This is a genomic window from Niabella sp. CPT15-335-S11, assembly GCF_058792415.1.
In genome coordinates, this window is the sequence record NZ_JBYTEI010000003.1 from 282,777 (window position 1) to 309,456 (window position 26,680).

At 46.1% G+C, this 26,680-nt stretch carries 22 protein-coding genes and 1 other RNA gene; 6 read left to right on the forward strand and 17 right to left on the reverse strand.

Annotated elements, in window-relative coordinates; all coding sequences use genetic code 11:
* Positions 1-43: 43 nt before the first annotated feature.
* The 6 genes from AC3WS5_RS12210 to rnpB all read right to left on the reverse strand — a co-directional run bounded on the left by AC3WS5_RS12210 (position 44) and on the right by rnpB (position 4,071).
* Positions 44-649 (reverse strand): Maf family nucleotide pyrophosphatase, encoded by a 606-nt coding sequence (locus AC3WS5_RS12210; protein ID WP_492467664.1) that lies wholly within the window; start codon positions 647-649, stop codon positions 44-46.
* Positions 649-1,578 carry a geranylgeranylglycerol-phosphate geranylgeranyltransferase gene (locus AC3WS5_RS12215; RefSeq protein WP_492467665.1) on the reverse strand — a complete coding sequence of 310 codons (930 nt, stop codon included), beginning with the start codon at positions 1,576-1,578 and terminating at the stop codon, positions 649-651. The genes AC3WS5_RS12210 and AC3WS5_RS12215 overlap by 1 nt, the downstream gene beginning before the upstream one ends.
* 15 nt (positions 1,579-1,593) lie before the next feature.
* Complete coding sequence (locus tag AC3WS5_RS12220) at positions 1,594-2,115, reverse strand: KdsC family phosphatase (RefSeq protein WP_492467666.1); 522 nt, start codon at positions 2,113-2,115, stop codon at positions 1,594-1,596.
* 201 nt (positions 2,116-2,316) lie between these two features.
* Positions 2,317-2,517: a type II toxin-antitoxin system antitoxin gene (locus AC3WS5_RS12225; protein WP_492467667.1), complete on the reverse strand. Its 201-nt coding sequence runs from the start codon at positions 2,515-2,517 to the stop codon at positions 2,317-2,319.
* Between the two features lie 77 nt (positions 2,518-2,594).
* The gene (locus AC3WS5_RS12230; RefSeq protein WP_492467668.1) at positions 2,595-3,479 is read right to left on the reverse strand and encodes an SPFH domain-containing protein; all 885 of its coding nucleotides are present in this window, start codon (positions 3,477-3,479) and stop codon (positions 2,595-2,597) included.
* Positions 3,480-3,708: 229 nt separating this feature from the next.
* An RNA gene (rnpB, locus tag AC3WS5_RS12235) (RNase P RNA component class A) lies at positions 3,709-4,071 on the reverse strand.
* A 141-nt stretch (positions 4,072-4,212) separates the two neighbouring features.
* On the opposite strand from rnpB, the gene AC3WS5_RS12240 reads away from it, so the two are divergent.
* The 3 genes from AC3WS5_RS12240 to pgi all read left to right on the forward strand — a co-directional run bounded on the left by AC3WS5_RS12240 (position 4,213) and on the right by pgi (position 7,259).
* The gene (locus AC3WS5_RS12240; RefSeq protein WP_492467669.1) at positions 4,213-4,431 is read left to right on the forward strand and encodes a hypothetical protein; all 219 of its coding nucleotides are present in this window, start codon (positions 4,213-4,215) and stop codon (positions 4,429-4,431) included.
* A gap of 72 nt (positions 4,432-4,503) precedes the next feature.
* The gene (locus tag AC3WS5_RS12245) at positions 4,504-5,520 is read left to right on the forward strand and encodes a threonine aldolase family protein (RefSeq protein WP_492467670.1); all 1,017 of its coding nucleotides are present in this window, start codon (positions 4,504-4,506) and stop codon (positions 5,518-5,520) included.
* Positions 5,521-5,606: 86 nt separating this feature from the next.
* Complete coding sequence (gene pgi, locus AC3WS5_RS12250; protein ID WP_492467671.1) at positions 5,607-7,259, forward strand: glucose-6-phosphate isomerase; 1,653 nt, start codon at positions 5,607-5,609, stop codon at positions 7,257-7,259.
* Between the two features lie 190 nt (positions 7,260-7,449).
* On the opposite strand, the gene trhO is transcribed toward pgi, so the two are convergent.
* From trhO to AC3WS5_RS12270, 4 genes are all read right to left on the reverse strand, one after another.
* The gene (gene trhO, locus AC3WS5_RS12255; RefSeq protein ID WP_492467672.1) at positions 7,450-8,499 is read right to left on the reverse strand and encodes an oxygen-dependent tRNA uridine(34) hydroxylase TrhO; all 1,050 of its coding nucleotides are present in this window, start codon (positions 8,497-8,499) and stop codon (positions 7,450-7,452) included.
* 252 nt (positions 8,500-8,751) lie between these two features.
* The gene (locus AC3WS5_RS12260; RefSeq protein ID WP_492467673.1) at positions 8,752-9,111 is read right to left on the reverse strand and encodes a hypothetical protein; all 360 of its coding nucleotides are present in this window, start codon (positions 9,109-9,111) and stop codon (positions 8,752-8,754) included.
* A 57-nt stretch (positions 9,112-9,168) separates the two neighbouring features.
* On the reverse strand, positions 9,169-11,640 hold the full coding sequence (locus AC3WS5_RS12265; protein WP_492467674.1) for a penicillin acylase family protein: 2,472 nt from the start codon (positions 11,638-11,640) through the stop codon (positions 9,169-9,171).
* 67 nt (positions 11,641-11,707) lie between these two features.
* Positions 11,708-12,466 carry a Rossmann-like and DUF2520 domain-containing protein gene (locus tag AC3WS5_RS12270; protein ID WP_492467675.1) on the reverse strand — a complete coding sequence of 253 codons (759 nt, stop codon included), beginning with the start codon at positions 12,464-12,466 and terminating at the stop codon, positions 11,708-11,710.
* A 46-nt stretch (positions 12,467-12,512) separates the two neighbouring features.
* Here AC3WS5_RS12270 and AC3WS5_RS12275 point away from each other — a divergent pair, with 46 nt between their 5' ends.
* On the forward strand, positions 12,513-13,370 hold the full coding sequence (locus AC3WS5_RS12275; protein ID WP_492467676.1) for an alpha/beta hydrolase: 858 nt from the start codon (positions 12,513-12,515) through the stop codon (positions 13,368-13,370).
* A 177-nt stretch (positions 13,371-13,547) separates the two neighbouring features.
* Entirely contained in the window at positions 13,548-16,136 is a 2,589-nt protein-coding gene (topA, locus tag AC3WS5_RS12280) for a type I DNA topoisomerase (protein ID WP_492467677.1), read from the forward strand.
* A 55-nt stretch (positions 16,137-16,191) separates the two neighbouring features.
* Here topA and AC3WS5_RS12285 read toward each other — a convergent pair whose 3' ends face one another.
* From AC3WS5_RS12285 to AC3WS5_RS12300, 4 genes are all read right to left on the reverse strand, one after another.
* Positions 16,192-17,640: a tryptophanase gene (locus tag AC3WS5_RS12285; protein WP_492467678.1), complete on the reverse strand. Its 1,449-nt coding sequence runs from the start codon at positions 17,638-17,640 to the stop codon at positions 16,192-16,194.
* A gap of 312 nt (positions 17,641-17,952) precedes the next feature.
* A complete protein-coding gene (locus AC3WS5_RS12290; protein ID WP_492467679.1) occupies positions 17,953-18,684 on the reverse strand; it encodes a shikimate dehydrogenase family protein in 732 nt (243 codons plus the stop codon).
* Complete coding sequence (locus tag AC3WS5_RS12295) at positions 18,684-19,457, reverse strand: phosphosulfolactate synthase (RefSeq protein WP_492467680.1); 774 nt, start codon at positions 19,455-19,457, stop codon at positions 18,684-18,686. The genes AC3WS5_RS12290 and AC3WS5_RS12295 overlap by 1 nt, the downstream gene beginning before the upstream one ends.
* Positions 19,458-19,572: 115 nt before the next feature.
* Positions 19,573-21,003 carry a tetratricopeptide repeat protein gene (locus tag AC3WS5_RS12300; RefSeq protein WP_492467681.1) on the reverse strand — a complete coding sequence of 477 codons (1,431 nt, stop codon included), beginning with the start codon at positions 21,001-21,003 and terminating at the stop codon, positions 19,573-19,575.
* A 211-nt stretch (positions 21,004-21,214) separates the two neighbouring features.
* Here AC3WS5_RS12300 and AC3WS5_RS12305 point away from each other — a divergent pair, with 211 nt between their 5' ends.
* Positions 21,215-21,556 (forward strand): hypothetical protein, encoded by a 342-nt coding sequence (locus AC3WS5_RS12305; protein WP_492467682.1) that lies wholly within the window; start codon positions 21,215-21,217, stop codon positions 21,554-21,556.
* A 231-nt stretch (positions 21,557-21,787) separates the two neighbouring features.
* On the opposite strand, the gene AC3WS5_RS12310 is transcribed toward AC3WS5_RS12305, so the two are convergent.
* From AC3WS5_RS12310 to pyrG, 3 genes are all read right to left on the reverse strand, one after another.
* A complete protein-coding gene (locus AC3WS5_RS12310; protein WP_492467683.1) occupies positions 21,788-22,438 on the reverse strand; it encodes a hypothetical protein in 651 nt (216 codons plus the stop codon).
* 324 nt (positions 22,439-22,762) lie between these two features.
* A complete protein-coding gene (gene yidC, locus AC3WS5_RS12315) occupies positions 22,763-24,604 on the reverse strand; it encodes a membrane protein insertase YidC (protein WP_492467684.1) in 1,842 nt (613 codons plus the stop codon).
* A 120-nt stretch (positions 24,605-24,724) separates the two neighbouring features.
* Positions 24,725-26,374, reverse strand: coding sequence for a CTP synthase (gene pyrG / locus AC3WS5_RS12320; protein WP_492467685.1), 1,650 nt, complete (start codon positions 26,372-26,374; stop codon positions 24,725-24,727).
* Positions 26,375-26,680 lie beyond the last annotated feature (306 nt).

Below are 26,680 nucleotides of genomic sequence, written 5' to 3' on the forward strand. Positions count from 1 at the left end.
TATTTTCACTGGCGTCAATCGTTCTGAACCAGCCTAATTGCGCTTATTTTTTCATGCTGTTAGGGCGGGTTTGGCCAAAATTTTCAAGTTCGCGGATGACGCGGCTGACAGGCAATCCCATCACGTTATAAAAATCTCCCGTCACTGATTTAATACCTATAACACCGATCCATTCCTGGATAGCATAAGCGCCCGCCTTATCAAAAGGCTGGTACTTGTCAACATAATACATGATTTGCCGCGGCGTGAGCGTGTGAAAACTCACTTCGGTCACATCAGCAAAAAGCACCTGCTTCTCACCCTGGACAATGGCCACCCCCGTTATGACCTGGTGCATATTTCCCTGTAACTGTGTAAGGATGTTAATGGCGTCGTCGCGGTCCAGCGGCTTTCCCAGCACGCGATCATCCAGTGCCACCATCGTATCGGCAGCCAGGATGACCCGGTCTTTATTTAATCTCTTTTTCACCTCCAGCGCCTTATTCAGGGCTATATACTGTGCCGCTGATTTAAGGTCCATTTCCGGGGGGAATGATTCGTCAGTTTCCGCGGGTATGATCTCAAACGGCACTTCAGCCCATTCCAGCAATTGCTTTCTCCTGGGCGAGGACGAGGCAAGAATAATATTTCCCTTTTTCTTTTCTGTCATTAAACGTAAATATAGAAAAATATCATGGATAATATACCCGAGAGCATGATCGCCTTGGTGAGTCTGCTCAGTGCATTAAAGTCGTTCACTCCTTCGGCGCCAAGCAATTTTTTGAAAAGAATGAGCAGGGGTATCAGAATGAAAAGAAAGCAATAAACGACTGCAATCCACCACCGGAACTGGAGTACATAAAACTGGATCACCATCAGTACGGCGATTAAGATAATCACCCAGACAGCAATATAGACCTTGGTTACACGGATGCCCCAGGCGATCGGCATCGTATGGCAGTGGTACCTGGAGTCACCAGGCATATCTTCAATATCCTTGATGGCTTCCCGGATCAGCGAAATCACGAAAGCAAAGCCGGCATAAAGTATTGCAAAGCGGAAAAATTTTAGTTTTTCCGGAGGGCCGTAATGAAACGCGTCGGCGATGGAAAATTTGGATAAAAAAATGATCAGGATAGTCCAGGCTGTCAACAGCGAAATAATCACATTGCCGATGAGCACATCGCGCTTAAACCTTGCCGAATAAATCCAAAGTAGTAGTACGCAACCCAGGTTTGCCACCACCAGGTACCAGCGGGAAAAAGGATTAACGGCAAGGGCGGTCAGCAGCACGCCGCCAACACTCAGCACCAGATGCCAGCCCAGCGCCTTTCGCCGGCTGATAAACCTGTCCAGGATCACCTTTTGCGGCTTGTTGATGCGATCGATATTTAAATCAAAATAATCATTGATAATATTTCCACCCGCTGCAATAAAAACGGATGCTAGGACCAGTAATATAAACTGACGAAGATCGCCCGCTGGTCTTTCGGGATATATGGCATAATAAATGCAGAACTGAAACAGCGACTGCGCCAGGATGATAAAGATGAGATTAGGCAGTCTGACAAGCTTCAAAAATGGCAAAAGAGCCCGCATAAGCAATAATATTACTTATTTTGATGCAATATTTTCGTCAACACCCCAATGGCCGCGGATCTTCATAACTTTTTCAATGATCTCCCGAACGCAACCTGTACCACCCGGCAGCGATGAAATATACCTGGCGGCAGATTTCACGTCCGGAACAGCATCTGCGGGGCAGCAACCAATGGCAACGATTTCAAATACCGGCATATCCGGCATATCATCGCCCATGAACAAAATCGTTTGTGGATCCAGGTTGTGCTCGGCAATCAGTTTTTGCACAAATGCCTTTTTATTCATTACACCAAAATACACGTTGGTAATACCCAGGTTGTTCATTCTCCTTTCCACACCGGAATGTGCAGAACCGGAAATAATAAAGAAGCGGTAGCCCCTTTTAGCTGCCAGTTGCAGAGCATAGCCATCCTTGGTGTTCATGATGCGGGCCAGATCCCCATTTCCCATAACAACAATGCCTCCGTCAGTCATTACACCATCCACGTCAAACATGAACGTGTCTATCCGCTGGAACCTGTCTTCAATACTCATGCGTTTAATTTTGCACTTCAAAAATAATGCTTTGTGCTGACAGCCCGAAAACTCAAAAAATTATGAAATTAGATGGTTCCCCAGACCGGCAACCAAACCGCATCTGGCTGCTTCAGACAAGCTGGCGAAGACAGGTTCGGGCATCAAAATGCCCCGGGGACTGTCGTTACCACTGGACATCAGTCCTGGACCCATTCAGGTCTATTTTTCTTTGGGACCATTCCCCTTCCCTTTCCCCGCAGGAGCTTTCAGCTTTTTTTGTCGTCCGGCTTGCAAAATGGCCTGGTATAAAAGGTATTCGATTTGTCCATTTACGCTGCGAAATTCATCTGCCGCCCATTTTTCGAGGGTGGCATACATCGTCGCATCGATCCGGATAACAAAATTTTTCTTTCCCGTCAAACCCACTTTATGTTTTCGGACTTACCATCCGGGTTAAAAATTTAAACTCTACTGAAAAGATTACTGGCTATAGTAGTCTAAGCATACAGTGTACCGGTATTGAGGATCGGCTGAGCCGCTTTTTCACCACAAAGTACCACCATCAGGTTGCTGACCATCGCCGCCTTGCGTTCATCGTCCAGTTCCACAATATTCTCACTCGAAAGCTTTTTCAGAGCCATATCCACCATCCCAACGGCGCCTTCCACGATCTTCGTCCTGGCGGCAACAATAGCGGTCGCCTGCTGCCGCTGGAGCATGGCGCCGGCAATCTCGGGGGCATAAGCCAGGTGGGCAATACGGGCTTCCTGGACAATCACTCCGGCCCTGTCGAGCCTTTCGGAGAGTTCTTTCTCCAGGATCTGGTTTACCTTATCTCCGCCTTCGCGTAGCGTAATATCGGCTTTTTCATCTTCCAGGTTGTCATAAGGAAAACTAACGGCCAGGTGACGCACAGCGGCCTCACTCTGCGTGCGGACGTAATCTATATAATTTTCTACATCAAAGGCAGCTTTATAGGTATCTCCGACCTTCCAGACGATTACCGCCGCTATTTCAATGGGGTTACCCATTTTGTCGTTCACTTTCAGGGTCTGACCCTGCAGGTTTTCCGAACGCAGGCTCACCCTTTGTGTGCCGTAAAGGGGATTGATGAAGAATAACCCGTTCTCCTTGACTGAGCCAACATATTTACCAAAAAATGTCAGCACCCTTGAATGATTGGGCTGAATGATCATCAGACCTTTCATAAAAAAGATAAATGCAACCAGGCAGATGATGGCGGTGACAATATAAAATCCACCGTTACCGCCTGCGTCACTTAATTTGCCGCCAATAACAAAAAGATAAATGGTTGCCGCCAGAAGGAGCAGCGAGATGATCAGGGCGAGAAAACCGGACATCGGCTTAATAACTTTTTCCATACAAATCGTTTTAGTATTAAAGTGATATCATAAAGATATAATAAAACGTGATCCTGACAAAATTACTTTTTGATATCCTTAAGGAATCAGTTCAAAGAGAGGCAACCGGGCTTTCTGTGCCGCCTGAAAATTGTTGTCAGTCACGAAGATCAGGCCAGGATGGCCATTTGCCAGTGGAAGGCGGGAAACAACCATGGTAATGATTAGGGTTAAGATTTGGAAAAAAACAAAAAGTTACAAGCCATAAGCCGGATTCTGTTTCCCCTTTGAAAGTGGATGGCTATCATTTATCTGTTGTTGCAGTTACCCGCAACAATCAATCTGCCTACCCTCCGGTGTAGGAACGGGCCGCTCCACCGGTCTATATGGCATTTCAGCATCCAAGGTTTACCCGAAGTATTTATTACTAAATACGGCCGTGGGCTCTTACCCCACGTTTTCACCCTTATCCCGCACAGAGCGGGACGGTTATTTTCTGTGGCACTGTCTGTTCCCGGCGATGCCGGGACCCGGCTATTCACCGGTGTATTGCCCTTTGCTGTCCGGACTTTCCTCCCTCCAATGCACGGAGAGCGATAGCCTGGCTTGTAACGCCTCAAAGATACAGCATTTGTCGGAGTGTACATGATCCGTTATTAAAAGGAAAGTTGATCTTATAATCAAAATAAAGAATATTTAATTTAGCTGTATAATGATTATATTCGTTAAATGCTAATCATATAAATCTTTATACATGAAATTTCTGGCACGCCTTATTTCCATTTTAGCGGCTTTTGTAGCAGCTATCGCGTTTTTGCCGTTGTTTGGATGGATGTACTGGCTGATTATTCCTATGGCCGTAGTGGGCCTTATCTTCTCTGTGCTCGGAAATTCAAGAGGAAGCAGGTTATTATGTATCGTAGTTATTGTGGTGGGTTTGATCAGGCTCGCAATAGGAGGAGGTTTATTTTGATTATTAATGTATGGTATTTCTGCCGAACTGAAATACCTTTACGCCCAACATCTTTTAAACTGATTTTTCTATATGATTATCGATTACAGATCAGACACAGTTACCAAACCCTCAGCCGGCATGCGTGACGCCATGATGTCTGCAGAAGTGGGAGACGATGTATTTGGCGAAGATCCGTCTGTAAACAAACTGGAAGAAATGGCCGCCGCGATGTTTGGCAAGGAAGCTGCGGTATTCTGCAGCAGCGGCACCCAGACAAACCAGATTGCCATCAAATGCCATACCCAGCCGGGTGATGAAGTCGTGTGTGATGCAGATGCGCATATTTATCAATACGAAGGTGGGGGCATCGGCTTCAATTCGGGTTGTTCAGTAAAACTGCTGCCGGGCGACTTCGGGCGGATCACTGCCAGGCAGGTCCGGGAGAACCTCAATAACCCGGGTGATTATCACAAAGCCAGGACCTCGCTTGTTTGTGTTGAAAACACCAGCAACCGGGGGGGCGGGAGTTGTTACGACTTTAGCGAACTCGAACGCATTCAGACCGTTTGCAGAGAGCACGGGCTAGGTTATCATATCGATGGGGCGCGGTTGTTTAATGCCATAGTGGCAAAGCATGAAGAACCGGGGCTGTATGGTAAATTGTTTGACAGTATTTCTGTCTGCCTTTCCAAAAGCCTGGGTTGCCCCGTGGGCAGCCTGCTGCTGGGTGACAAAGCTTTTATCGAGCGCGCGCGAAGAATACGCAAAGTACTTGGTGGGGGCATGCGCCAGGCGGGATTCCTGGCGGCTGCGGGTATTTACGCGCTTCAGCATAATATTTCCCGCCTGCAGGAAGATCACCAACACGCACAGGAAATTGCTCATGCGCTAAAGAACAATAAATTCGTGAAGGAAATCTTTCCTGTTCAAACCAATATCATTATTTTCGAAACCAGGGGTATCAATGCTCCTGCGTTGGTGGAAAAGCTGAAGGAGAGGAATATTTTGTGGTATGCTATCGCCCCGGAAAAGGTCCGTTTGGTTCTGCACCTAGACATAACACCCGAAATGGTACAAAAAACCATTGATGTTGTTAAGAGTATTTAATATTCCTTCTCTCCATATTGAGCGCGGGAGCTCATCAAAATAACAACCTTCTGAAACCATTCTTTTTATAACCTACATTTTATAATATGTTCCCATCAATCAATCCAACAAAGACAAAAACCTGGAAAAAACTTCAGGCACACGCGGCAGCCATGGAAGCTACGCCTATCCGTGATTTATTTAAGACGGAAGAAAACCGCACTGATAAGTTTTCGATTCTGTTTGGTGATATTTATTTTGATTACTCCAAGAACCGGATCAATGCCACTACCCTGGATCTTCTGAACGCACTAGCCGAAGAGGCGGGCCTAGGGGAAGCGATTGAGGCCATGTTTGGCGGGGAGATCATCAACCAGACGGAACAACGCTCAGTGCTCCATGTCGCCCTCCGGAACTTCAATGGCAAGCCGATAAAAAGCCAGGGGCAGGATGTGATGCCCGAAGTGAAGAAGGTGCAGCGTAAGATGAAATCGTTCTGCCAGAAAATTCATGACGGCACTCACCTGGGATACACGGGGAAAAAAATAAAATCCATCGTAAACATTGGGATCGGTGGCAGCGACCTCGGGCCATTCATGGTTACAGAAGCGCTAAAACCCTACCAGGTAAAAGGAATAGAATGTTATTTCGTTTCGAACGTCGATGGGACACATATCGCCGAGACCCTGAAAAAAGTGAACCCGGAAACCACGTTGTTTTTAATTGCTTCCAAAACATTTACCACGCAGGAGACCATGACCAATGCCCATACTGCGCGCGACTGGTTCCTCAAAAAGGCTAAAGACGTCAAACACGTGGCCAGTCATTTTGTGGCACTGAGCACCAACAAAAAAGAGGTCAGCAAATTCGGCATCGATGTAAAAAATATGTTTGAATTCTGGGATTGGGTTGGCGGCAGGTATTCGCTTTGGTCAGCCATTGGATTATCAATAGCACTTTCCATCGGATACGAAAACTTCGAACAACTGTTGAAAGGAGCTTATTCGACGGACATGCATTTTAAAAACACCCCGTTTGATCAGAATATTCCTGTTGTGATGGGATTAATGGGACTCTGGTACACGAATTTCTTCGGGGCGGAAAGTGAGACTATCCTGCCCTACGATCAGTATATGCACCGGTTCGCGGCTTATTTTCAACAGGGAAACATGGAGAGTAACGGAAAAAGCGTGGACAGGAACGGAAAGAAAGTACAATATTCCACGGGCCCGGTGATCTGGGGCGAGCCAGGGACAAATGGCCAGCATGCTTTTTACCAACTGATCCACCAGGGCACGCCTTTGATTCCCTGTGACTTTATTGCGCCCGCAAAGAGTCACAATCCTCTGGGCGATCATCATCAAAAACTATTGAGTAATTTCTTTGCCCAAACGGAAGCTTTGATGAACGGCAAGACAGAAGCAGAGGTAAAAACAGAGCTGAAAAAAACAGGTATGGATTCCGCTGCTATCCGAAAGCTGACACCTTTTAAAGTTTTCGATGGCAACAAACCCACCAACTCATTCCTGATAAAAATGATCACGCCATTTACTTTGGGACAGTTGATCGCACTGTATGAACATAAGATATTCGTACAAGGAGTCATCTGGAATATTTTCAGTTTTGATCAATGGGGTGTAGAGCTTGGCAAACAACTGGCCAGCAAGATACTGCCCGAACTAAATGATGATAATAAGGTAGAAGGTCACGACGCCAGCACAAACAGTCTTATTAATATGTATAAAAAGATGAGAAGCTGACCATCGAATTTTTCCGCTATCAAACCGGTCTGCCGACCGGTTTTTTTTTTGTGGTTCTGTTATCCGGCCTCGTTGTACCTTTTGAGTTGCAACTTTCAGAAACTCATTTTGTTTGATCGGTGGAAGGCCGGGGTTAACCGGGACTCAGGGAAATTTCAATACTGATTACTTCAGCACTTCAACGATAAAGCTAAGCTTGCTTTTCCCCGGAAATTCTTTGCAGGTCCCGCAACCTCGATTTCGCTTTATTAAAAACATTCCTGCCACGGTCGATCCCACTGCTCAGGCGCTTTTGCTCCGACTTGGGGAGATGGATAAAATCCCTGCAGGCTTCACTGCAACAATGTTCATATTTTTTTGCGCAGGCTTCACATTGGATAAAAAGCAGGTGACACGAGTCATTGGCGCAATTCACATGGGTATCAGCAGGCTGCCCGCACTGGTGACAATGAGAGATCACTTCTTCGGTTACCCGTTCACCCAGGCGTTGGTCAAACACGAAATTCTTTCCATGAAACTTTATCGGGAGACTTTTTGTTTTTGCCTGATTTACGTAATTGATAATACCACCCTCCAGGTGGAAAACATTCCTGAAACCTTTGTGTAACATATAAGCGGAGGCCTTCTCACACCGGATTCCGCCGGTGCAATACATGATAATATTCTTTTCTTTGTGGTTCTGCATCATCTCCACGGCCATTGGGAGCTGTTCCCTGAATGTATCGCTGGGGATCTCAATCGCATTTTCAAAATGACCCACTTCATATTCATAATGATTCCGCATATCGATGACGATCGTATTCGGATCATCCGTTAATTCATTGAACTTCGTTGCATTCACATATCGCCCCTTATTAGCCATATCAAAAGCCGGGTCGCTGATTCCGTCAGCAACGATCTTTGGTCTGACTTTAATATCCAGGACGTAAAACGACCTGCCATCGTCGTCCACAGCAACATTCAACCGCAGTCCGTTCAGTGGCTCAATCTGGTATAGTGTTGATTTGAACTTTTCGAAATTTGCCTCAGGCACGCTGATCTGCGCATTAATACCCTCGGATGCTACATAGATTCTACCTAAAACGCCCAGCGAATGTAAGTCCCGGTACAACCTGTCGCGGAACAGGGCCGACTGTTCGATCTTGAAATAACAGTAAAATGAAATTGTAGTGCGGGGTGTCTCATCTCTGATGATGCGCTCTTTCAGTTCCCGCCGGGAAACCCTATTATGAAGTGACATTCTTTTGAATTTGATCCGCTCTGGCGGAAATTAATTAAATAATTGGACAGTTGCAGGCTGCTCCAAATTCCGGCACAAAGATAATGTTGTTTTAGAAAACGACCGATAATCGGGATTAGACGCTGGATGCTAGACGCTAGATGTTAGATTTTAGATTTGAGATATTGAATTTTATACATAAATCATTATTAATATCCTTTAATCCTATATTTATAATTATTAGCAAGTTTCAACCTAAATTCCAAGTCAAACTTAAGACTCGACTTTAACGCGCCTCAAAAATAATGCAACGCTTAATGCCGCCAACCCCGCGACCAGGCCCCCCACGAGTCCGGTGAGCAGAATCATCATCACCGGATGGTTACCTACGCCCATCAACCTGCCTATCCTTCCCGCAAGAATGCCATTATTGGATGCGCTGATCAGCGAAGCCAGGAGTATCCACAAACCCGCGACGGCTACGAAACCGGAAAGAAATGAATGCGTTGGCCGCTGCGGAACGAGCGCGGTCACCAGCGCTGCCACCAGGGCAATGGCCCACCACGGAAAATATATACCTGCCAAAAATGAAAGAATGGCCGTAATCGCAACCGACAGCAGGAATTTAATCATCGGATCTGGTTTTTGATTTTATGGTTCGTGGATATTATATCAAAAAAATACTTAACATTACCCTCTCGGCTGCGCAACTCCGGAAAAGGACATAGTAAATTTTACCCGGGGATCTTTCCATTCGTCCTCGTTCATCAACCATAGCCGATAATATTTTCCCCCGGCCCAGTCGCTCACCGAATTGTCATAATACCGGCTTCCCGGGTTTCCGCTTTGCCCGCCCGGATAAACACCATATGCTTCAGTCTCGCTTGAAAGTTGCACAATCATTCTCCAGCTCGGCCCATGAGTGTCTGTCACGGCATTGATCGTATTTCTCCATCCCCCGACATCAAGACCCGTAATGCCAAACGGCATCAGGTCTTCCCTCAAAAGGTGATAAATGGTAACCTGCTTAAAAGCAGCCCAGGAAAGCTTTCCCGCGATTTCGGCCCCGGCCAGCGGTTCGGATGCCTTGTTAAGCGACGCCGTCACCACCTCTCTGAGTGTCTCAATTTCCGGTGTATTCTTATTGTCCACAAATCCATAAGCCGTTGGATCCCGCTTCAGGATTTCCATCGTAGTTTGTTCTGAAGGCAACATGAAGGGTGGACCTGCTTTTTCAAGTTCATCTCTCCAAATCCCTGTCCTCAGGCTATCGAACCAGGTCTGGTAGATGGTTTGCCCTCGAGACTCCGGGCTTGCCAACAGGTTCCATTTCTTAACCTCCTGATAATACCGGTAGGCAACCGGTTTGAGTTGCGTTACATCTACCTGGCTGAAAAGTATCGGCAGCATCTCCTCTGCCATTATGTTGTAGACGTTATTCTGGAGTTTCATCATATCATTCACTGTAGCTGCCCGCATGGGCGACAGAAATCTATCTATGGCCTGTGCTCTCGCAGTAATATACAAACCCGGGATAAAATAAGGATAGGTCCAGTCTGCAGGCCGCTGGTTAGCACTGAATAAATATCCTTGCGCAGGATCGACGGCATGAGGATTCTCTTCCTGCGGAATAAACCCCTGCCAGCGGTAGCTGCTGTCCTCGCCCGGCATCACGTATAATCCCTGACCATACCAGCGATTGGGAAACCGGCCCTGCTGCCAGATTGCAATATGCCCCGACTTTGACGCAAAGACGAAATTCTGACCGGGACAATCAAACGCTCTGATCGCCTGTAAATAATCGTCATAATTTCTGGCATGGTTCAATTGATAAAATGGATAACCTTCATCACCCAATTCGTGTGCCACCCACTTAACTGCGAGCGCTTCATGGCGCGGATTCATGGCATCATCCCCGAAACTTCCGTCATAAATAACGGGACCAAAAACGGTATACGATACGGTATCAAACACTGCCGGCGCCGATTTCACCCGGATCTCTTCTATCCTTTGCTGAGCTGGACGCCATTCATGCTCATACCAATACTCCCTCCGACTCTTGTCCCTGAATCTGATCCGGTAGTAATCCTTTACATCACGCTGAGAGTTGGTTACTCCCCATGCGATGCTATCGTTAAATCCGATCACGATAAAAGGAGACCCCGGAAGCGACACTCCATAGGTTCGGTTTCCTGGTGTACTGAGTTGCATTTCGTACCAAATCGAAGGCAACGATAATTCAAGATGCGGATCGTTGCACAGGAGCGGGTACCCGGAAGCAGTTTTACTACCGGCCAGCGCCCAGTTATTACTTCCGTTGTCAGGATTGGGGTTCGACACCACATTAGCCGGCCCTCCTTCTCCCCCATGGAAATAAACGGAATCTGCGTTATCCGGGGCCCGAAAAGTTTCGCGCGGTTTAGGAAAAAACGTTCCCCTGGGAACGATCGGAACCGTTGAATCCTGAACCTGCGGGAACAGCGTCTGCAATTGCTCGTGTGTGAGTACTGTTTTCAGATTGGTGTAAGTGAGATCTTCTGCTGTTCCTGATGACAACATTTTGGCCATCATTTGAAGCAACAAGGCGGTCCTCAGGTTGGACCATTCTTCCGGCTCAACATTCAGAATCTTGTATTCAACCGGAAATTCGCTTTTTTTCAGTGAATGGATAAAGGCATTAACACCCGCCGTATAAGCTGAATACAATTTCAATGCACCAGGATTTTTCTCAATGGAAAGCAATGCATGTTCAGCACCCAATTTCATCCCCAGCCGGCGCTGTTCCTTATCGTAGGCTATCGCGCCTGCTCCGGCAATCTCACTGATCCTGCCTTCTGCCGCCCTCGTCTGAAGATCCATTTGAAACAACCGAAACTTCGCATGCAGGTATCCCTGTACAAAATACAGATCTTCATCGTGCTCGGCAAATACATGCGGAACCAGCCTGCTATCCAGATAAACATTCACCTTTCCTTTTAATTCCGAAAAATCAAGGCGCTGATTGAAACTTTTATGCACATCCTCTGCGTTTTGCCAGAATCCTGTCTGCGGGCTCAGAAAACTGCCCAGGGGCATCGGGATGGTCTTACCCCATGGGCGGTTGAGTGTCCAGATCAGTAATATCGTAATAGCAAATGTCAGAAGTCCGCGAAATAAACGCATAAAATGGCATTGAATAATGAAGTTAAGCTTTTACAGACACAATTGATAAAAACCCCAAGTGTCCGCACTACTCCCCCATGATCTGCTTCGATAAAAATACATACAGCTTCTGCAAATCCGGATGCGATTGCAATAATTCAATATGCTTGTCAACCGTTGCGTAATCATGACGATAAGCCGGGCCCGTCTGCATCTCTGCCGGTGATTCTTTTTCGAGCCTTTCGATGGTATGATTGACCAGTGGCAGCAACTCCGAGAAAGCGATACCTTCTTTCTTACAATAGTCTTCCGCCAGCGAAAAGATATAATTGATGAAATTATTCAGGATCACTCCGGCAACGTGGAGTTTAACGCGTTTGTCAAACCCTGCCTGATAAACCTCTTTCCCCGAAATGGATGCTGCAAGCTCCTGTAAGACCGCATCCGATTTCTCCGTCGCACCTTCAGTATAAATAGGGATAGTCATTCCGGCGTCTGATTCTTTCCTAAGGCTTTGCAGCGGATAAAATACGCCATAGTGCTGGGTTACGCGTGATAAGACCTCCATCCTCACGGAAGCAGCCGTATGAGCGACTACTTTGTCTGGCAATCTTAAATCCCTGGCTACTTCTTCAATGGCACTGTCGGAAACCGCGATAATATAAACGTCGCCTTCCTTATTAATTAAACTGTTATAATTCGCTGACGCAGTATTCCACTCATAAGCCAGTTCTGATGCGGCTTTGGCGTTCCTGCTCAGTACCTGTAGTATACGGTGGCCGGCTTTTACGAATCTTCTGCCCAGTGTAGCCGCCACATTGCCCGAGCCGATCAACACAACATTCATAGATCGTCATTTTAATTTTTCTGCGATAACTTCGCCCCGTCAAAATATGAAAATACAAAAATTAGCACAAAGCTATTATATCCGGCGCATTCGAACGCTTGGACTTTTGTCTAAGAAAGGAGCCGCAAATCTGGCCTTTAAAATTTTTTGTACGCCATTCAACAAAACAATTTACAAACCAACCCCGTTTGTCAAGAAAGCAAATGAGCTGACGCTTAATCTGGACGGTTTGGTTCTGAAAGGGTATCAGTGGAACAAAGGTGCCGGAAGGAGGATCCTGATCGTGCATGGATTCGGGTCTGCATCAGTCAATTTTGTCCACGTCGTCAGAGCTCTTATTTCCATGAATTGCGAAGTCATCGCCTTTGACGCTCCGGGGCATGGGCGAAGTAAAGGGAATACAATTACAGTAATCCAATACCGGGATATGATACGGATGATACTGGAAAAATTTGGGCCGGTCGATGGAATTCTGGGACATTCTTTGGGTTGCATGGCGGCTGCATTTGCCGTTGCGGAATGGCCTGAGAACCAGAAGATCAACCTGGTTTTTATCGCAGCGGCCTCTGATCTCTCCGAGCTTACCTCTATTTTTTTCGGACAAATGAAGATCAACGATAAACAGGTCCGGGACTATTTTATTGGGAAAATAGAGCACCTTACCGGTAAGCCGATCGAATGGTTTACCATTCAAAGATGTCTGCCTTTCATTAAAGGGCAGGTGCTGTGGATACACGATTTGAACGATAAGGTAACGCCGGTTAAAGACGCAATGGAAGCAAAAGAGCTGGGCATGCCGAATCTGAATGTTACGTTTACGAGCGGACTTGGACACCGGGACATCTACCGGGATGAACAGGTGGTTGCGCAAGCCGTTGATTTTCTCGCGCGAAGTCCAGCGTAAAACTGATACTTATTATACAGGGCAGCCGATGAAAACAGAACCCCGAAACAGTTCATTTTGATATGTTTCTGTGAGCAACATCCCAGCTTTTGCATTTGATTTCCATCATAAAAAATTTGGATTTATAAAAAATATCCTAATCTTGTGGCCGAAACAGCAGTCTATTTAACATAATTAATGGCGAAGAATTTATTAATCGTAGAGAGTCCGGCAAAAGCAAAAACCATCGAGAAATTCCTCGGAAAAGATTTCCAGGTGAAGAGTTGCTTTGGACATATCCGTGACCTGGAAAAAGCCGGAATGGGTATTGACCTGGAAAACAATTACGAACCGCGATATATTATTTCGGAGGATAAACGCAAGGTAGTCAGGGAACTCAAATCACTGGCGGAGAAAAGTGGCGAGGTTTGGCTCGCAACGGATGAGGACCGCGAAGGAGAAGCCATTAGCTGGCATCTTTGTGAAGTTTTGGGTCTTGACGCTGATACAACCAAGCGGATCGTTTTTCACGAGATCACCAAACCCGCTATCCAGAAAGCCGTTGAAACGCCCCGTACCCTGGACATGAATCTGGTTAAAGCCCAACAGGCGCGCCGCATCCTGGACCGGATTGTTGGCTTTGAGCTTAGCCCGGTGCTGTGGCGCAAAATAAGCGTAAGAAATAACCTGAGCGCAGGAAGGGTGCAAAGTGTGGCCGTGAGACTGATCGCGGAAAGGGAAAGGGAAATCAACGCCTTTCAGCAGCAGTCGGCCTTTAGGATTGAAGCCCTGTTTAATACGAATGACAATGCGGGAAAAACAGCTTCATTCAAAGCAACCGGAAAAAAATACGATCAGGAACAGGATGCCCAGACATTCCTTCAGTCTTGTTTTCATGCTGAATACACCGTTAAAGACATCCAGGTGAAGCCAGGCAAAAGGTCGCCTGCACCACCTTTCACCACTTCGACTTTGCAGCAGGAAGCCAGCCGTAAGCTGGGATATAGTGTTAACCGGACCATGCAGATCGCACAGCAATTATACGAAAACGGACTGATCACTTACATGCGTACGGATAGCGTTAACCTCAGCAATGCGGCACTGGCAGATATTGATCATACGGTGACGGAGATGTATGGAAAGAACTACCACCAGTTCCGGAAATATAAAACCAGAAGCCAGGGTGCACAGGAAGCCCACGAAGCTATCAGACCGACCTATATGAATAATACAACAGTCACGAACAACGATTGGAAGAGACTGTATGAACTCATATGGAAACGTACCATGGCTTGCCAGATGGCGGATGCACAACTTGAAAAAACGAATGTCAAAATAGGAATTTCAACGAATGGTGAAGATTTAACCGCTTCTGGGGAAGTTATCAAATTTGAAGGATTTTTAAAAGTTTACCGGGAAGATAAGGACGAGGAAGAGTTGGGTGATGATGAGGTTCAGGATGGCGTGCTTCCGTTGATGCAGCTAAATCAAAAGCTACAGTTGATTCAAATGAGTGCAACGGAAAAATTTACCCGTCCGGCGCCGAGATACACCGAAGCATCACTAGTGAAGAAACTTGAAGAACTGGGTATTGGTCGCCCATCCACCTATGCACCTACCATATCTACCATTCAGAAGCGCGAGTACGTTGAAAAGCGCGATAAGGAAGGATCACCGCGGGCGTTCAGGGTGCTGGTTTTGAAAAATAACGAAATCACAACATCCACGGAACAGGAAATTACGGGGGCGGAGAAAGCGAAATTATTCCCAACCGATCTGGGCCTCGTTGTTACCGATTTTCTGAAACAGTACTTCGAGGATATTATGGATTATGGATTCACCGCCCGGATTGAAAACGAGTTTGATGAGGTAGCGGAAGGAAAGCTGGCCTGGAATGACATGATCGATGACTTCTACAATCCATTCAAACTGGATGTGGAAAAAACCATCGAACAGGCTGAGAGAATTAAGGGAGAACGTGAACTGGGTGTGGAACCCGAAAGTGGAAAGCCGGTTTACGCACGTATGGGAAGATTCGGCCCGATGATCCAGATCGGAGGCGCTGATGATGAAGACACCCCTCGTTTTGCTTCACTGCAAAAGGGACAAAGCATAGAAACGATCACACTTGCCGAAGCTCTCGAACTTTTCAGGCTTCCGGTAGCACTTGGTGAACATGAAGGCAGGGAGGTATCTGTAAATATCGGCCGGTACGGGCCTTATGTAAAGTGGGGCGACGACTTCATCAGCCTGCCGCGCGGTGAGGACCCGCTGGCGGTAGATCTTTCGCGGGCAGTTACCCTAATTGAAGAAAAAGCAAAAGCCGATGCGCCCATCGCAGAATTCAAGGGTAAACCTGTTACCAAAGGCAAAGGGAGGTTTGGTCCGTTTATTAAATGGGATGGCATGTTTATTAATGTCCCCCGCCGTTATCCGTTTGACAATTTGTCGCAGTCGGATGTTGAGGAACTCATTGAAGCAAAAATTGACAAAGAAGCCAACAGGTATATTCAGCAATGGCCGGAGGAGAAGATCGCGTTGGAAAATGGCCGTTGGGGCCCCTTCATCCGCTTTAGCAAAAAAATGATCAAGATTGGTAAGAAAGCGGACGGCTCAAAATATGATAAGGAGGAACTGGCTGTTATTCCCCTGGAAGAGGTAAAGAAAATGATCGAAGCGGAAATGCCCGGGGCGTTTAAAACTGCACCCAAAAAGACAGCGGCAAAGAAAACGGCTGCTAAGAAGAAAACCACCGCGAAGAAAACAACTCCAAAAAAACGATCCTAAAAAAAAACCGCTTTGTAGTTACACAAGGCGGTTTATATTCTGAGGAAAATGGTTGTTACAAACTATTCCCGAAATCTTCTTTAAATTTCGCCATTAATTTCTCCGGCCAATCGTTAACTGGCTCCAGTCCGCCCATGAAGAAGCGCAATACCGGCGGCTCATACACGAATTTCAGTCCGCCGATCAGTTCGCGGTTATGATACAACCAGGTCATTCTGTCCTCCACATATTTAATCTGCGATAAGGTGAACACCCTTCTCGGAACAGCGAGGCGAAGTAATTCCATGTCGGAGTAGGTTTCATTGCCATATTCGTCACGCTGATTGGAGATAGATCCCCTTTCCATACCCCGGATCCCGGAGACCAGGAACAGCGCGGCAGCCAATGATCCGGCGGGATATTCTTTCTGGGGTATATGCGCGCAAACCTGCATGGCATCCACATGAGCGCCCAAAACACCGGCCGGTCGGATAACAGGTACTCCATTCGCGTGAAGCGCCTCCACCAGGTAATGGATAAATGATGGGCTCTGGCTGATCATGGTTTCATCCAAGGTCTCATATAGCCCTACGGCCATCGATTCAATTTCGCGTACGGAAATTCCCCCATAGGTGAGAAATCCCTCAAAAAGCGGTACCAGCGCTTCCAGCTCTCTATAGATCGCCAGGTCATTGGTACAAATACCGCCGCCGCGCGAAGAACTTAATTTCCTTGCAGAGAAATATACCAGGTCGGCAAGTTCTGTCATCGTCCGGATAATATCACCCATGGAAGACGACTGGAATTCCGGCTCGCGTTTCATGATCAGGTAAGCATTTTCGCCGAGCAGGCTGGCATCAAGAACCAGACGAATCTGGTATTTGTCTGCGATGGCCTTCACATCCCGGAGATTCTGCACAGAGAATGGCTGCCCCCCGATCAGGTTGGTTGAAGCCTCCATACGAATGAATGGAATATTCTTCGGACCGTGAATTTTTACGATCTCTTCCAGCTTGTCCAGGTTCATATTTCCTTTGAAAGGATGGGATGAGTCCACAACATAGGCCTCATCATACAACAGTTCGGCTATCTTCCCGCCGTATTGTGTGATATGGGCCATGGCTGTCGTAAAATGATAATTCATGGGAACCAGGCTCCCACGCTTGACATAAACGTTAGATATAATATTTTCCGCGGCCCGCCCCTGGTGAACCGGAAGGAAATATTTTTTCCCCAACACTTCTTCGACTGCTTTCTGCAGCTTCACAAAACTCTGGGAGCCGGCGTAAGCATCGTCAGCCTGCATCATAGCAGCCAGTTGATTATCGCTCATGGCATTGGTGCCACTGTCGGTAAGCATGTCCAGGAAGACATCCTTCGTGCTCAGCCTGAAGGTATTAAAACCTCCCTCATAAAGCGCTTCAAGCCTTCTTTCAATGGGGACAAGATTCAGCTTTTGTACAATTCTCGCCTTATGTAATTCAAGCGGTATCGTCTCCCCGCTGTAAAATTTAATCTCCTGCATATCGCATAAATATTATTATAATATATAAAATAGTTCATTTTTGCGATCAGCAGCGATCGTTGCGTCTGCGATCAACAAAAGTTAAAAATAGCATTTTATGTCGCTGAATCAGGATTGACTACTATGATAATTATCATGTTTGCCTATAAACCCGCTCTGAAGAAGGCTTTCCGCCGTTAACAGGTATTGCAGACCTTCAAGTTCCCGGCCAAATCAGACCAACAGGAAAGATCCCGGCAAACAGAAATATTCCGGCAAAATTCCAACCCGCCACAGCTATCGTTTTAAACTTGTTGCGCCACAAACCCGGGTTTATGAATTCCAGATCTCCCAGCTTCGCTCTGCCTGTCCCACCAGCATATCGTAACCGTTTTTGACAGAGGCTCCCCTCTCCCTGCCTTTTCGCAAGAATAGCGTCAGGGGCGGATTATAGACCAGGTCATACAAATAATGTTGACTCGTAATATATTCATAAGGCAGATCGGGAACCCCGCCCGTTTTTGGAAAACTCCCCAGCGGAGTTGTATTGATGATCAGGTTATGGCTTTCAATGGTCTCCCTGGTTAGATCCTGATAACTAAGTTGCCCCTGCATCGGGTTCCGGGAAACGAACGAAAACTCAATCCCCAGATTCTTCAGCACATAGGCTACTGCTTTAGACGCTCCCCCAGTACCCAGAATAAGCCCTTTTTTATGAAATGGCTGCAGTTGAGGCATCAGCGATTGCTCAAAAGCCGGAGCATCAGTATTAAACCCAGTAAGTACGTCGTTGGATATTTTTATGCAATTGCAAGCACCAATGGCAGCGGCATGTTCATCCAGTCTCGTCAGAAATGGAATAACTGTCTCTTTATGAGGTATCGTGACATTTAACCCGCGAAGGCTGGGATGTTCCTTGATTAATCCGGGGAACAGGTCGATAGATTCCAGTTCAAAGAGTTCATAGGCCGTATCCCTGATCCCCTCCCTCAAAAACTTATCCGTGAAATATTTTTTGGAAAAGGATTGTTCCAGAGGGTGACCAATCAGGCCATAGAGACGCATCAGGCCGTCACGTTTTTATTCAGGTACAGGGTAAACGTGTCACCTCTCAACCCTATCCGCATGGCCTCAAGGGCAATAACTTCGGATGGTGGAATATTTCCGAGATTCGCATTGCACCCCAACAATTGAAGAAAATAAAGTTGCTGCGCCTTTTGAGGAGCTTCCCAGATAATTTTCGCTTCAGGGATCTGCGTAAGGATTTCCTGCACCAGACCTTCCCGCACCTCGCCGGTCCCTCGGTAAATTCCTACATTTCCGGCTTCCCTGGCCTCGGCAATGACATAGGATGAACCTGCTTCAAGTTCGGCTTTCATTTGTTCGATCCATTTATAGGGAGGAATAATGTGTGTGGCGTCCTTTGAACCGACTTCACTTAATACAGTGCCATGCTTTGTCATTTTTTCAATATAACCGCATTTCTCTGCATGTGGAATCGTAATGGATCCATCACTGATCTCCATGTACTCAATACCAAAATCACTACAGATCCGGATATAATCGTCGATCTGGTTACGTACCAGGAAGGCTTCAAAGAGCGTCCCCCCAAAATATACGGCCATGCCATGTGACTTGTAAACCGCAATTTTCTCCTCCAGGTGAGGCGATACTACGGCAGTTCCAAACCCGAGTTTTACAAAATCAACATGGGGAGAGGCAACGCTCATAAAATTTTTTGCTTCTTCAAGGCTGAGACCCTTGTCCATGACCATCGTGATGCCATTTGTTCTTGGATGCTGGTTCCTTTCCGGCAATTGAGAGAGATTAAATTTCATTATAATGCAATTAATTCTACAGCAAAAGTATGGTATTTCAGATTTTGCCTGCGGCTAATTTTCCACAATATCGCCGTAAATCTGATTTGCTCCTGGCCAACGGGCGGGGCGGATCTTATTTTCTCCGCTTTTTTTTCTTTTTATATTTAATGATCAGTTCAGTCACCTTCTGGTCCTGTAATAAGGACGGGTTGAACTGAATAAATCTCCTGACAAAGCCGGGCGACTGACTCAGACCTTCCTCCAGGTCTTCCAGCGCTTGTTTTCTCCTGCCTAAAGCAAAATTCAAGAGGGACTGATAATAAATAAAAGCAACATTTCCCGGGACCGCAAGCCGTGCATTTTGCAGTTGCTCCAGGCCAAGCTCATAATTTTCTGCTTTGTAAAGGCTATGTATCAGCGCCTCCCATCCCGCACGGGACTTAGGTTTAATCCGTACCGCATTCATGAAATACTGAACGGCTTCCCTTGCAAAGCCCAATTCCAGTTTACACTCGCCCATCAACAGGTGAAACTCCGCCTTGTTTCGCTTTATTTTCAGGGCTACTTCCAGTTGTTTCACCGCCGACTCCCATTTTTGTTCTTTGAAATAGGTGAACGCTACTTTGTAGAACAGCAGGGCATTACCAGGATCAAGGTGAGACGCTTTTCTGTAGTAGAATCTCGCCTGGGCCCAGTTTTTGATCTTCTCGTAGCAATATCCAATAGCTTCGAACAGAACCATTTCAGGCTTGGTGAGTTCGAGTGCCTTCTCCAGGTTCTCTATCGCATCCCTGTACTTGCGCAGTCTGATGTAGGCATCACCAATATTCCGATAAGCATAATCAAATTTTTCGTCAATAGCGATCGCATATTTATAAGCGTCAATGGCCTTTTCATAAAGTTTTATGCCCTGGTAAGCAGCCCCAAGGTTGAACCAGGCTAATTCATTGTATGGGTAATCATCAATAATTCGCTGATGCAGTTCAACACTCTCGGCATTTCTGCCGGTGAAATCAGTCCAGAAACAAATTTTATAAAGGGCTTCTTCGTTGGTGGGTTCCTGGGTCAGGATCGCTCTGATGCAATCGAAAACCTTGTCAAAATCTTCAAAGTCATCGTAAACGTCCGCCAGTTCAAACAGTAACTCCACCTTCTCTTCCCCTTCAAAGCGGTCCAGCGACAGCTGCAGCAATTCAACGGCTTCATCCTGCCTGTCAAGCGCCAGAAGGGCTTCAGTCTTCAATATATATAGGTCGATATCATTCTTGTCGAAAAGATAGGCTCTGTCCAGCAAATCCAGGGCTTCCTGATAATGCCGCTTATCCAGCAATAAATCGGCTTTTTTTACCAACAGGGAACTGGAGTACGGATATTGCTCCATACCGGTTTCCACGGCTTTCATAGCCTTGCGAAACTCCTCACGGGATTCATAATATTCAATAATTTTTTCAAAAGCCTCTTCCTCAAAGTACGCACTTGACTTCCCCGTTTGCTGCGACTCATAACGAAAGATCAGCTCTTCCATTTCTTCCTTTTGCCCGTCACTATAAGAAAACTCCTTCATGTCTGTAGTTTTTGTGTTTCAACACCCTTCCGGCAATTCGATAACAAATTAGCGAAAAAAATAGTTCTTTTCCAATTTTCAGGTTTCCCCACCTGTTTAAAACTTTTTTGGCATATTCTTTGTCTTTGGTTAAATAAAATATAAAATTTTTTAGTAAATTTGCCGTATATTATGTAAATTTGTTAAAACGCTAACATAAAATATTAATACAATGTTAAAATCTATTATATTTAACACATTGTTTCTGTTGGTTTTAGGAGGCGTTTCCTATGCGTCGGGCGATGTTAATGAAGGGGAGTTCGGAAAGGAAAAACCCAAAAACCTGATTTTGGAAAACGCACCGGTAAAGGAAATCAAAACCTTTTCACTTCGTTCCGGGCTTCAGTTCCGTGGGGAACAGGTGATTAATCAGAAACCTGACTATAATTACATTAATCTGAATACTTCGATTACCTATCAAAAAGGCCAGAACAGTTTTGTGCTCCCCTATAAGAAGACCGTTTTAAGCAGAATCACGTTCAACCCAAATATTGGATTAAGAAGTCTTTTTTAAGAATAGTTTTTAATTGAAAGATACTCCTCGCTGAATACCATTCAGCGTTTTTTTTTGCCAGACACAGGCCAGAAGATGCAACCTTCTTTACTTCGGCTGACAGTGCGCCCAATACAACCCCGCTAATTTTGTAGCTGCATTCAAACCTGGAATTCATGTGTTATCAGATATGCTGATCTTCAGCAATTTGCGTGATCGCTGAATAACTCATGCTCCCCGAAAAAGCATTTTTTACCTGCCCTTCAGGCTTTCTTCGTAAGTCATGACCCGGTAACCGGCTTTGGGAAGGTCAAACCGCGAAAGAGGCACAACAGAAAAATCGATATTGGAGACAATATAAGTAGCCGTCGCCTTGCCTTTTTTGGCTTCGTATTGCATCGCTAGTCCAGGCAAATTCCGGTTAATTGGCGCCAATTCATTATTAACCGGCAGCAGGTCGCGCGTGAAATAAACCACAAAACTGGTACCATCTGGTAGTTTGCCCGTTGCCTTCTGGCAGTTATATCCCGCGATGGTTTTAAATTCATTCTCGATGGAGTAAACAACCCCGTCGTAAGTCTTGTTGATGTTTTTCCATTCCGCCGGCGTCAGCGTGATCATGAATTTCTGGTCGCCATACTCCTTCAGAATGGTAACCGAATTCGTTTTCCCATCAAGTATGGTGGATTGGGTACCGAGTGAACTGATCATATCAGACCGGGCCGATCCACCTTTGATATAGATAATATTGGTCGCCCCGTCCAGCATATCGGCAGCCCGTGGCGTAGTATTGTTCGTATTGATCACAAAATCATAATAAATGGTGGCTTCCGTCAACTTTTTCTGAGCCAGCACAGTGTTGCCTGTTATCATCACCAGTAACACCAGAAACAACTTGTTCATACCGAGTTTAATTTTAATTTAGGCCCGACGAGCGGGAGACGTTTCAGTAGCTTAAAAAACTGACAATTAGCACATGAAGCTACAATTTTTTCCGGAAAACGGTCCCATGAGCCTTTATACTTTCCAGGCTACTCCTCCTGCCTTTCCTTATAACTTCAATCCCCAGGGGATTTCATCATTTCTGGTTTAAAAATCAGATTTGCCATGTGCCCTCTCGTGGAAACAGCGCTCTCATACTCGCTTACAATTCACAGACGAAGGAAATCAGCCAGAGGGTTGCTTAAAAAATCCGGAACTTGTTGGTCCCGGATTCAAACGATATCTTTATTTCTTTGCTTTTCTCTGTTTATCCTGAAGTTCCTTTTGCTGTACCTGCACTTGTTCCAGGCGTTCCTGCCACTTCGACTTACCTTTGGGTTTCTTCCGGTTTGCCTGGATTTTTACCAGGATCTTATCATGATCAATGATATAGTTTTGAATGACAAACTGAAGCCCCAAAGTGACCACGTTAGATACAGTATAGTACCAGGTCAGCGCAGCTGGCATACTGTTGAAGAAAAACAACATGAACACCGGGAAAATATAGGGCATATATTTCATCATGGGATTGCTTTGATCAGGCGACATGCTCATCCCATAAATTGAAATAGCCATACTGGTCAGGGTGGCGGTTAACGTAAAAAGACTCAGATGCGACCCCAGCAGGGGAATGTGAAGCCCAAACTTGATGGGATCGTCAAATGCAGAAAGATCGTGCGCCCACAGGAATGCAGCTCCCCTCAAATCCACACTCGCGTTAAAAAAACTATACAACGCAAAAAAGATGGGGATCTGGAACAAAGCAGGGATACAGCCTCCGAGCGGATTAACGCCTGCTTCCCGGAAGAGTTTCATTTGCTCCATACTCATCGCCTGCTGGTCGGCACCAAACTTTTCCTTTAGTAGTGCGATTTCCGGTCTCAGGACTTTCATTTTAGCACCACTCAAATAGCTTTTGTAGGTAAGCGGGGATATGAGGATTCTGATGATCAGGGTTAACAGGGCAATGATAATCCCGTAGTTATGAGAGAATGATTTGAAAAAATTGAAAGCCGGAATGATGACGTATTGATTCAGGGGGCGGACAAAAGCATACATACCCTGTCCCAGGTTGACCAGCTTGGCCAATCCGTGATCATACTTCTTCAGCAGGTTATAGTCGGACGGGCCATAATAAATACTCAGCGGAACGGTGCCGCCTGTTACCTTCATTTGCAGACTCGCCGTACTCTGGACAATCACATGTTCGTCATCCGAAGGTATGGTCCAATCCAGCCTGCCTCCCGAAAAATCACTTCCTGCCAGCAGAAAAGTGTTGAAAAATCGTTGTCTGACACCGATCCATTTAACCGGCTTTGAAAATTCCACACTACTCTTCCTGCCGATAGTGTGGTAATCAAACGCCCCATTCTCCTGATATCCGATCTGCGTATTCTGTTTTTCAAAATGGATATCTTTTTCCTGCTGATGCGCTTCATACTGCCAGACAAAATTGAGCTGGTTACCTGTAAGCAGACTTTCCGGATGTGCAAAATGAATATTAAAATCGATCTTGTAATCATCCGGGTAAATAATAAACTGGTGAACCAGGTCTGCATTGGATTGCAGGCTGTCGTTACCACCCAATTGAAAACTTACCACTTTTGTTCCTGAAGGGCCGTCCTCTACCCTACCATTACTGAAATACAAATTTGCAGTTTGTGCGCTTTGACTGGAGGATGTATTGATGGGATAGCTGAGCTTATTAAAAGTAGAAGCTGCCAGTCGCACGAGCTGACTATCAGTCGCATTCCTGAATTTCTTCAGCTCTACGTATTTTGGCTGGCCGCCTTTATTTGTAAAGGCAATCTTAAAGAGACTGTTTTCAGCAAACACCAGTTGTTCAGTTCCATTGGCCGCATGCAGGAAATTGCCTGCTTTTGAGACCTGGCTCATTGAATCTGCCCGGAGTGAATCCTGACGAGCGGTAGCGATATCTACCTTTGGCTTCAGCGCATTGGCGATGGAGTCCTTCATGGCCTGCTCCTTCTGATGGGCCACCTGCTGTTTATTATTATAAAAAAAATAAAAGAAAAAAAGTACCGCCAAAAGGATAAAACCCATCACGGTGTTGCGATCAAAATTCATCAGGGACTTTTCATTTTTTGAGGCGCAAAGATACGACAAACAGAGATTATAAATGATGGCAACCCGACAAGTGCCCGTTGCATCCCGAAATTCCTGTTTTACGCAAAATAACGCCGGAATTTATCCTATCGCGGGTGCGTCAGCCTCCGCCATTACCTTGTTCTTTTCCATCGAGAACCGAATTGCAGCTTTCACGAAACTAACAAATAGCGGATGCGGGTTCTCTACTGTACTTTTAAGTTCCGGGTGATACTGGACGCCGATAAAGTAAGGGTGCCCAGGCAGTTCGATAATTTCTACCAGGCCGGTTTCCGGGTTTTTACCACTGGCAACTAACCCCGCCTGCTCAAATTCTTTGAGATAGTCATTGTTGAACTCCCAACGGTGGCGGTGCCTTTCGCTGATTGTATCCTGCTTGTAAATATCATGGGCCAGTGTACCGGGTGCTATTGCACAATCATAAGCGCCCAACCGCATCGTTCCCCCTTTCTCTGAGATTTTTTTCTGATCTTCCATCAGTGCAATTACCGGGTCCGCGGTGTTTTCATCCATCTCCGTAGAATTTGCTCCGGGTTTACCCAGGACATTCCTCGCGAACTCGATGACCGCCATCTGCATGCCGAGGCAAATCCCAAAAAAGGGCAGTCCTTTTTCACGGGCAAATCTCACTGCCTCGATCTTACCTTCTATTCCCCTGACACCAAACCCCGGTGCAACCAGTAGTCCGTCCAGACCTGAGAGCTTCTCGTCCACGTTTTCCCGGTTAAGGTTTTCGCTGTGGATATTCTTGATCTGGACCTGGCATTCATTTACTGCGCCCGCATGCACAAAGGCTTCGAGGATCGATTTATAAGCATCCTGCAACTCAATGTATTTTCCAATCAGACCTATCTTAACAACCGTCCTGGGGTATTTTAACTTGTTCAGGAACTCCCTCCATTTATCCAGCTGCGGCTCGTGGAATTCAGTGATTCCCAGCTTCCTGAGGCAGATCAGATCCAGCTTTTCCCTTAACATGGCTATCGGCACTTCATAAATGGTATTCTCGTCCGCTGCTTCAACCACTGCTTCCTGTTTCACATTACAGAACTGCGCGATTTTCCTTCTAACCTCTGGTGTGAGTGATTTTTCTGTACGGCAGACAATGATATCCGGGCTTACGCCTTCCTGGCTCAGCATCCGCACGCTATGCTGGGTGGGCTTGGTTTTGAGCTCTTTGGCTGCATTCAGATAGGGTACCAGGGTCAGATGAATCACAACCGTGTCTTCTTCAGGCAGCTCCCATTGCAACTGACGGATAGACTCTACAAACGGATGGCTTTCAATATCTCCAATGGTACCGCCAATCTCGGTTATTACAATGTCAAATTTCCCAGTGCTGCCCAACTGCATCATGCGCCTTTTGATCTCATTGGTGATGTGCGGAACCACCTGAACGGTCTTGCCGAGATAAGCCCCTTCACGTTCCTTATTTATTACAGTCTGATAAATTCTTCCTGTGGTGACATTATTTGCCTGGGAAGTAGGGATATTCAGAAATCTCTCATAATGACCCAGGTCCAGGTCGGTTTCTGCACCGTCATCGGTCACGTAGCATTCCCCATGTTCGTAGGGATTCAGGGTTCCGGGATCGATGTTGATATATGGATCAAATTTCTGAATAGTGACTCTAAGTCCCCGTGCCTGCAAGAGTTTAGCCAGCGAGGCAGCAATAATTCCTTTTCCTAAAGAGGAGGTAACACCTCCCGTTACAAATACGTATTTTGACATATGCTCTATTATTAAGTTCCCGGCATGAAAAATCCTGAAAAATGCATGTCAATACCTATACAGGGATCTTACATTCATATTCTCCAGGAAAAGAAATCCTAAAAACCCATGATCTTAATCCTATTCAATAAAGTGACCGGCTGAAATAATCTGGAAAAAATTTCGAGAGGTCGTACAAAGATAGAAAAAATGCCGGAAATAGATTTTTATTTGAAAAATCCTGTGCGTGGATTGTGGAAAAGATCCAGGTTGACGCAGCCATTGTCTACCCAGGGGAGTTCTCCGCGCAATCGGTAAGGCAATCCC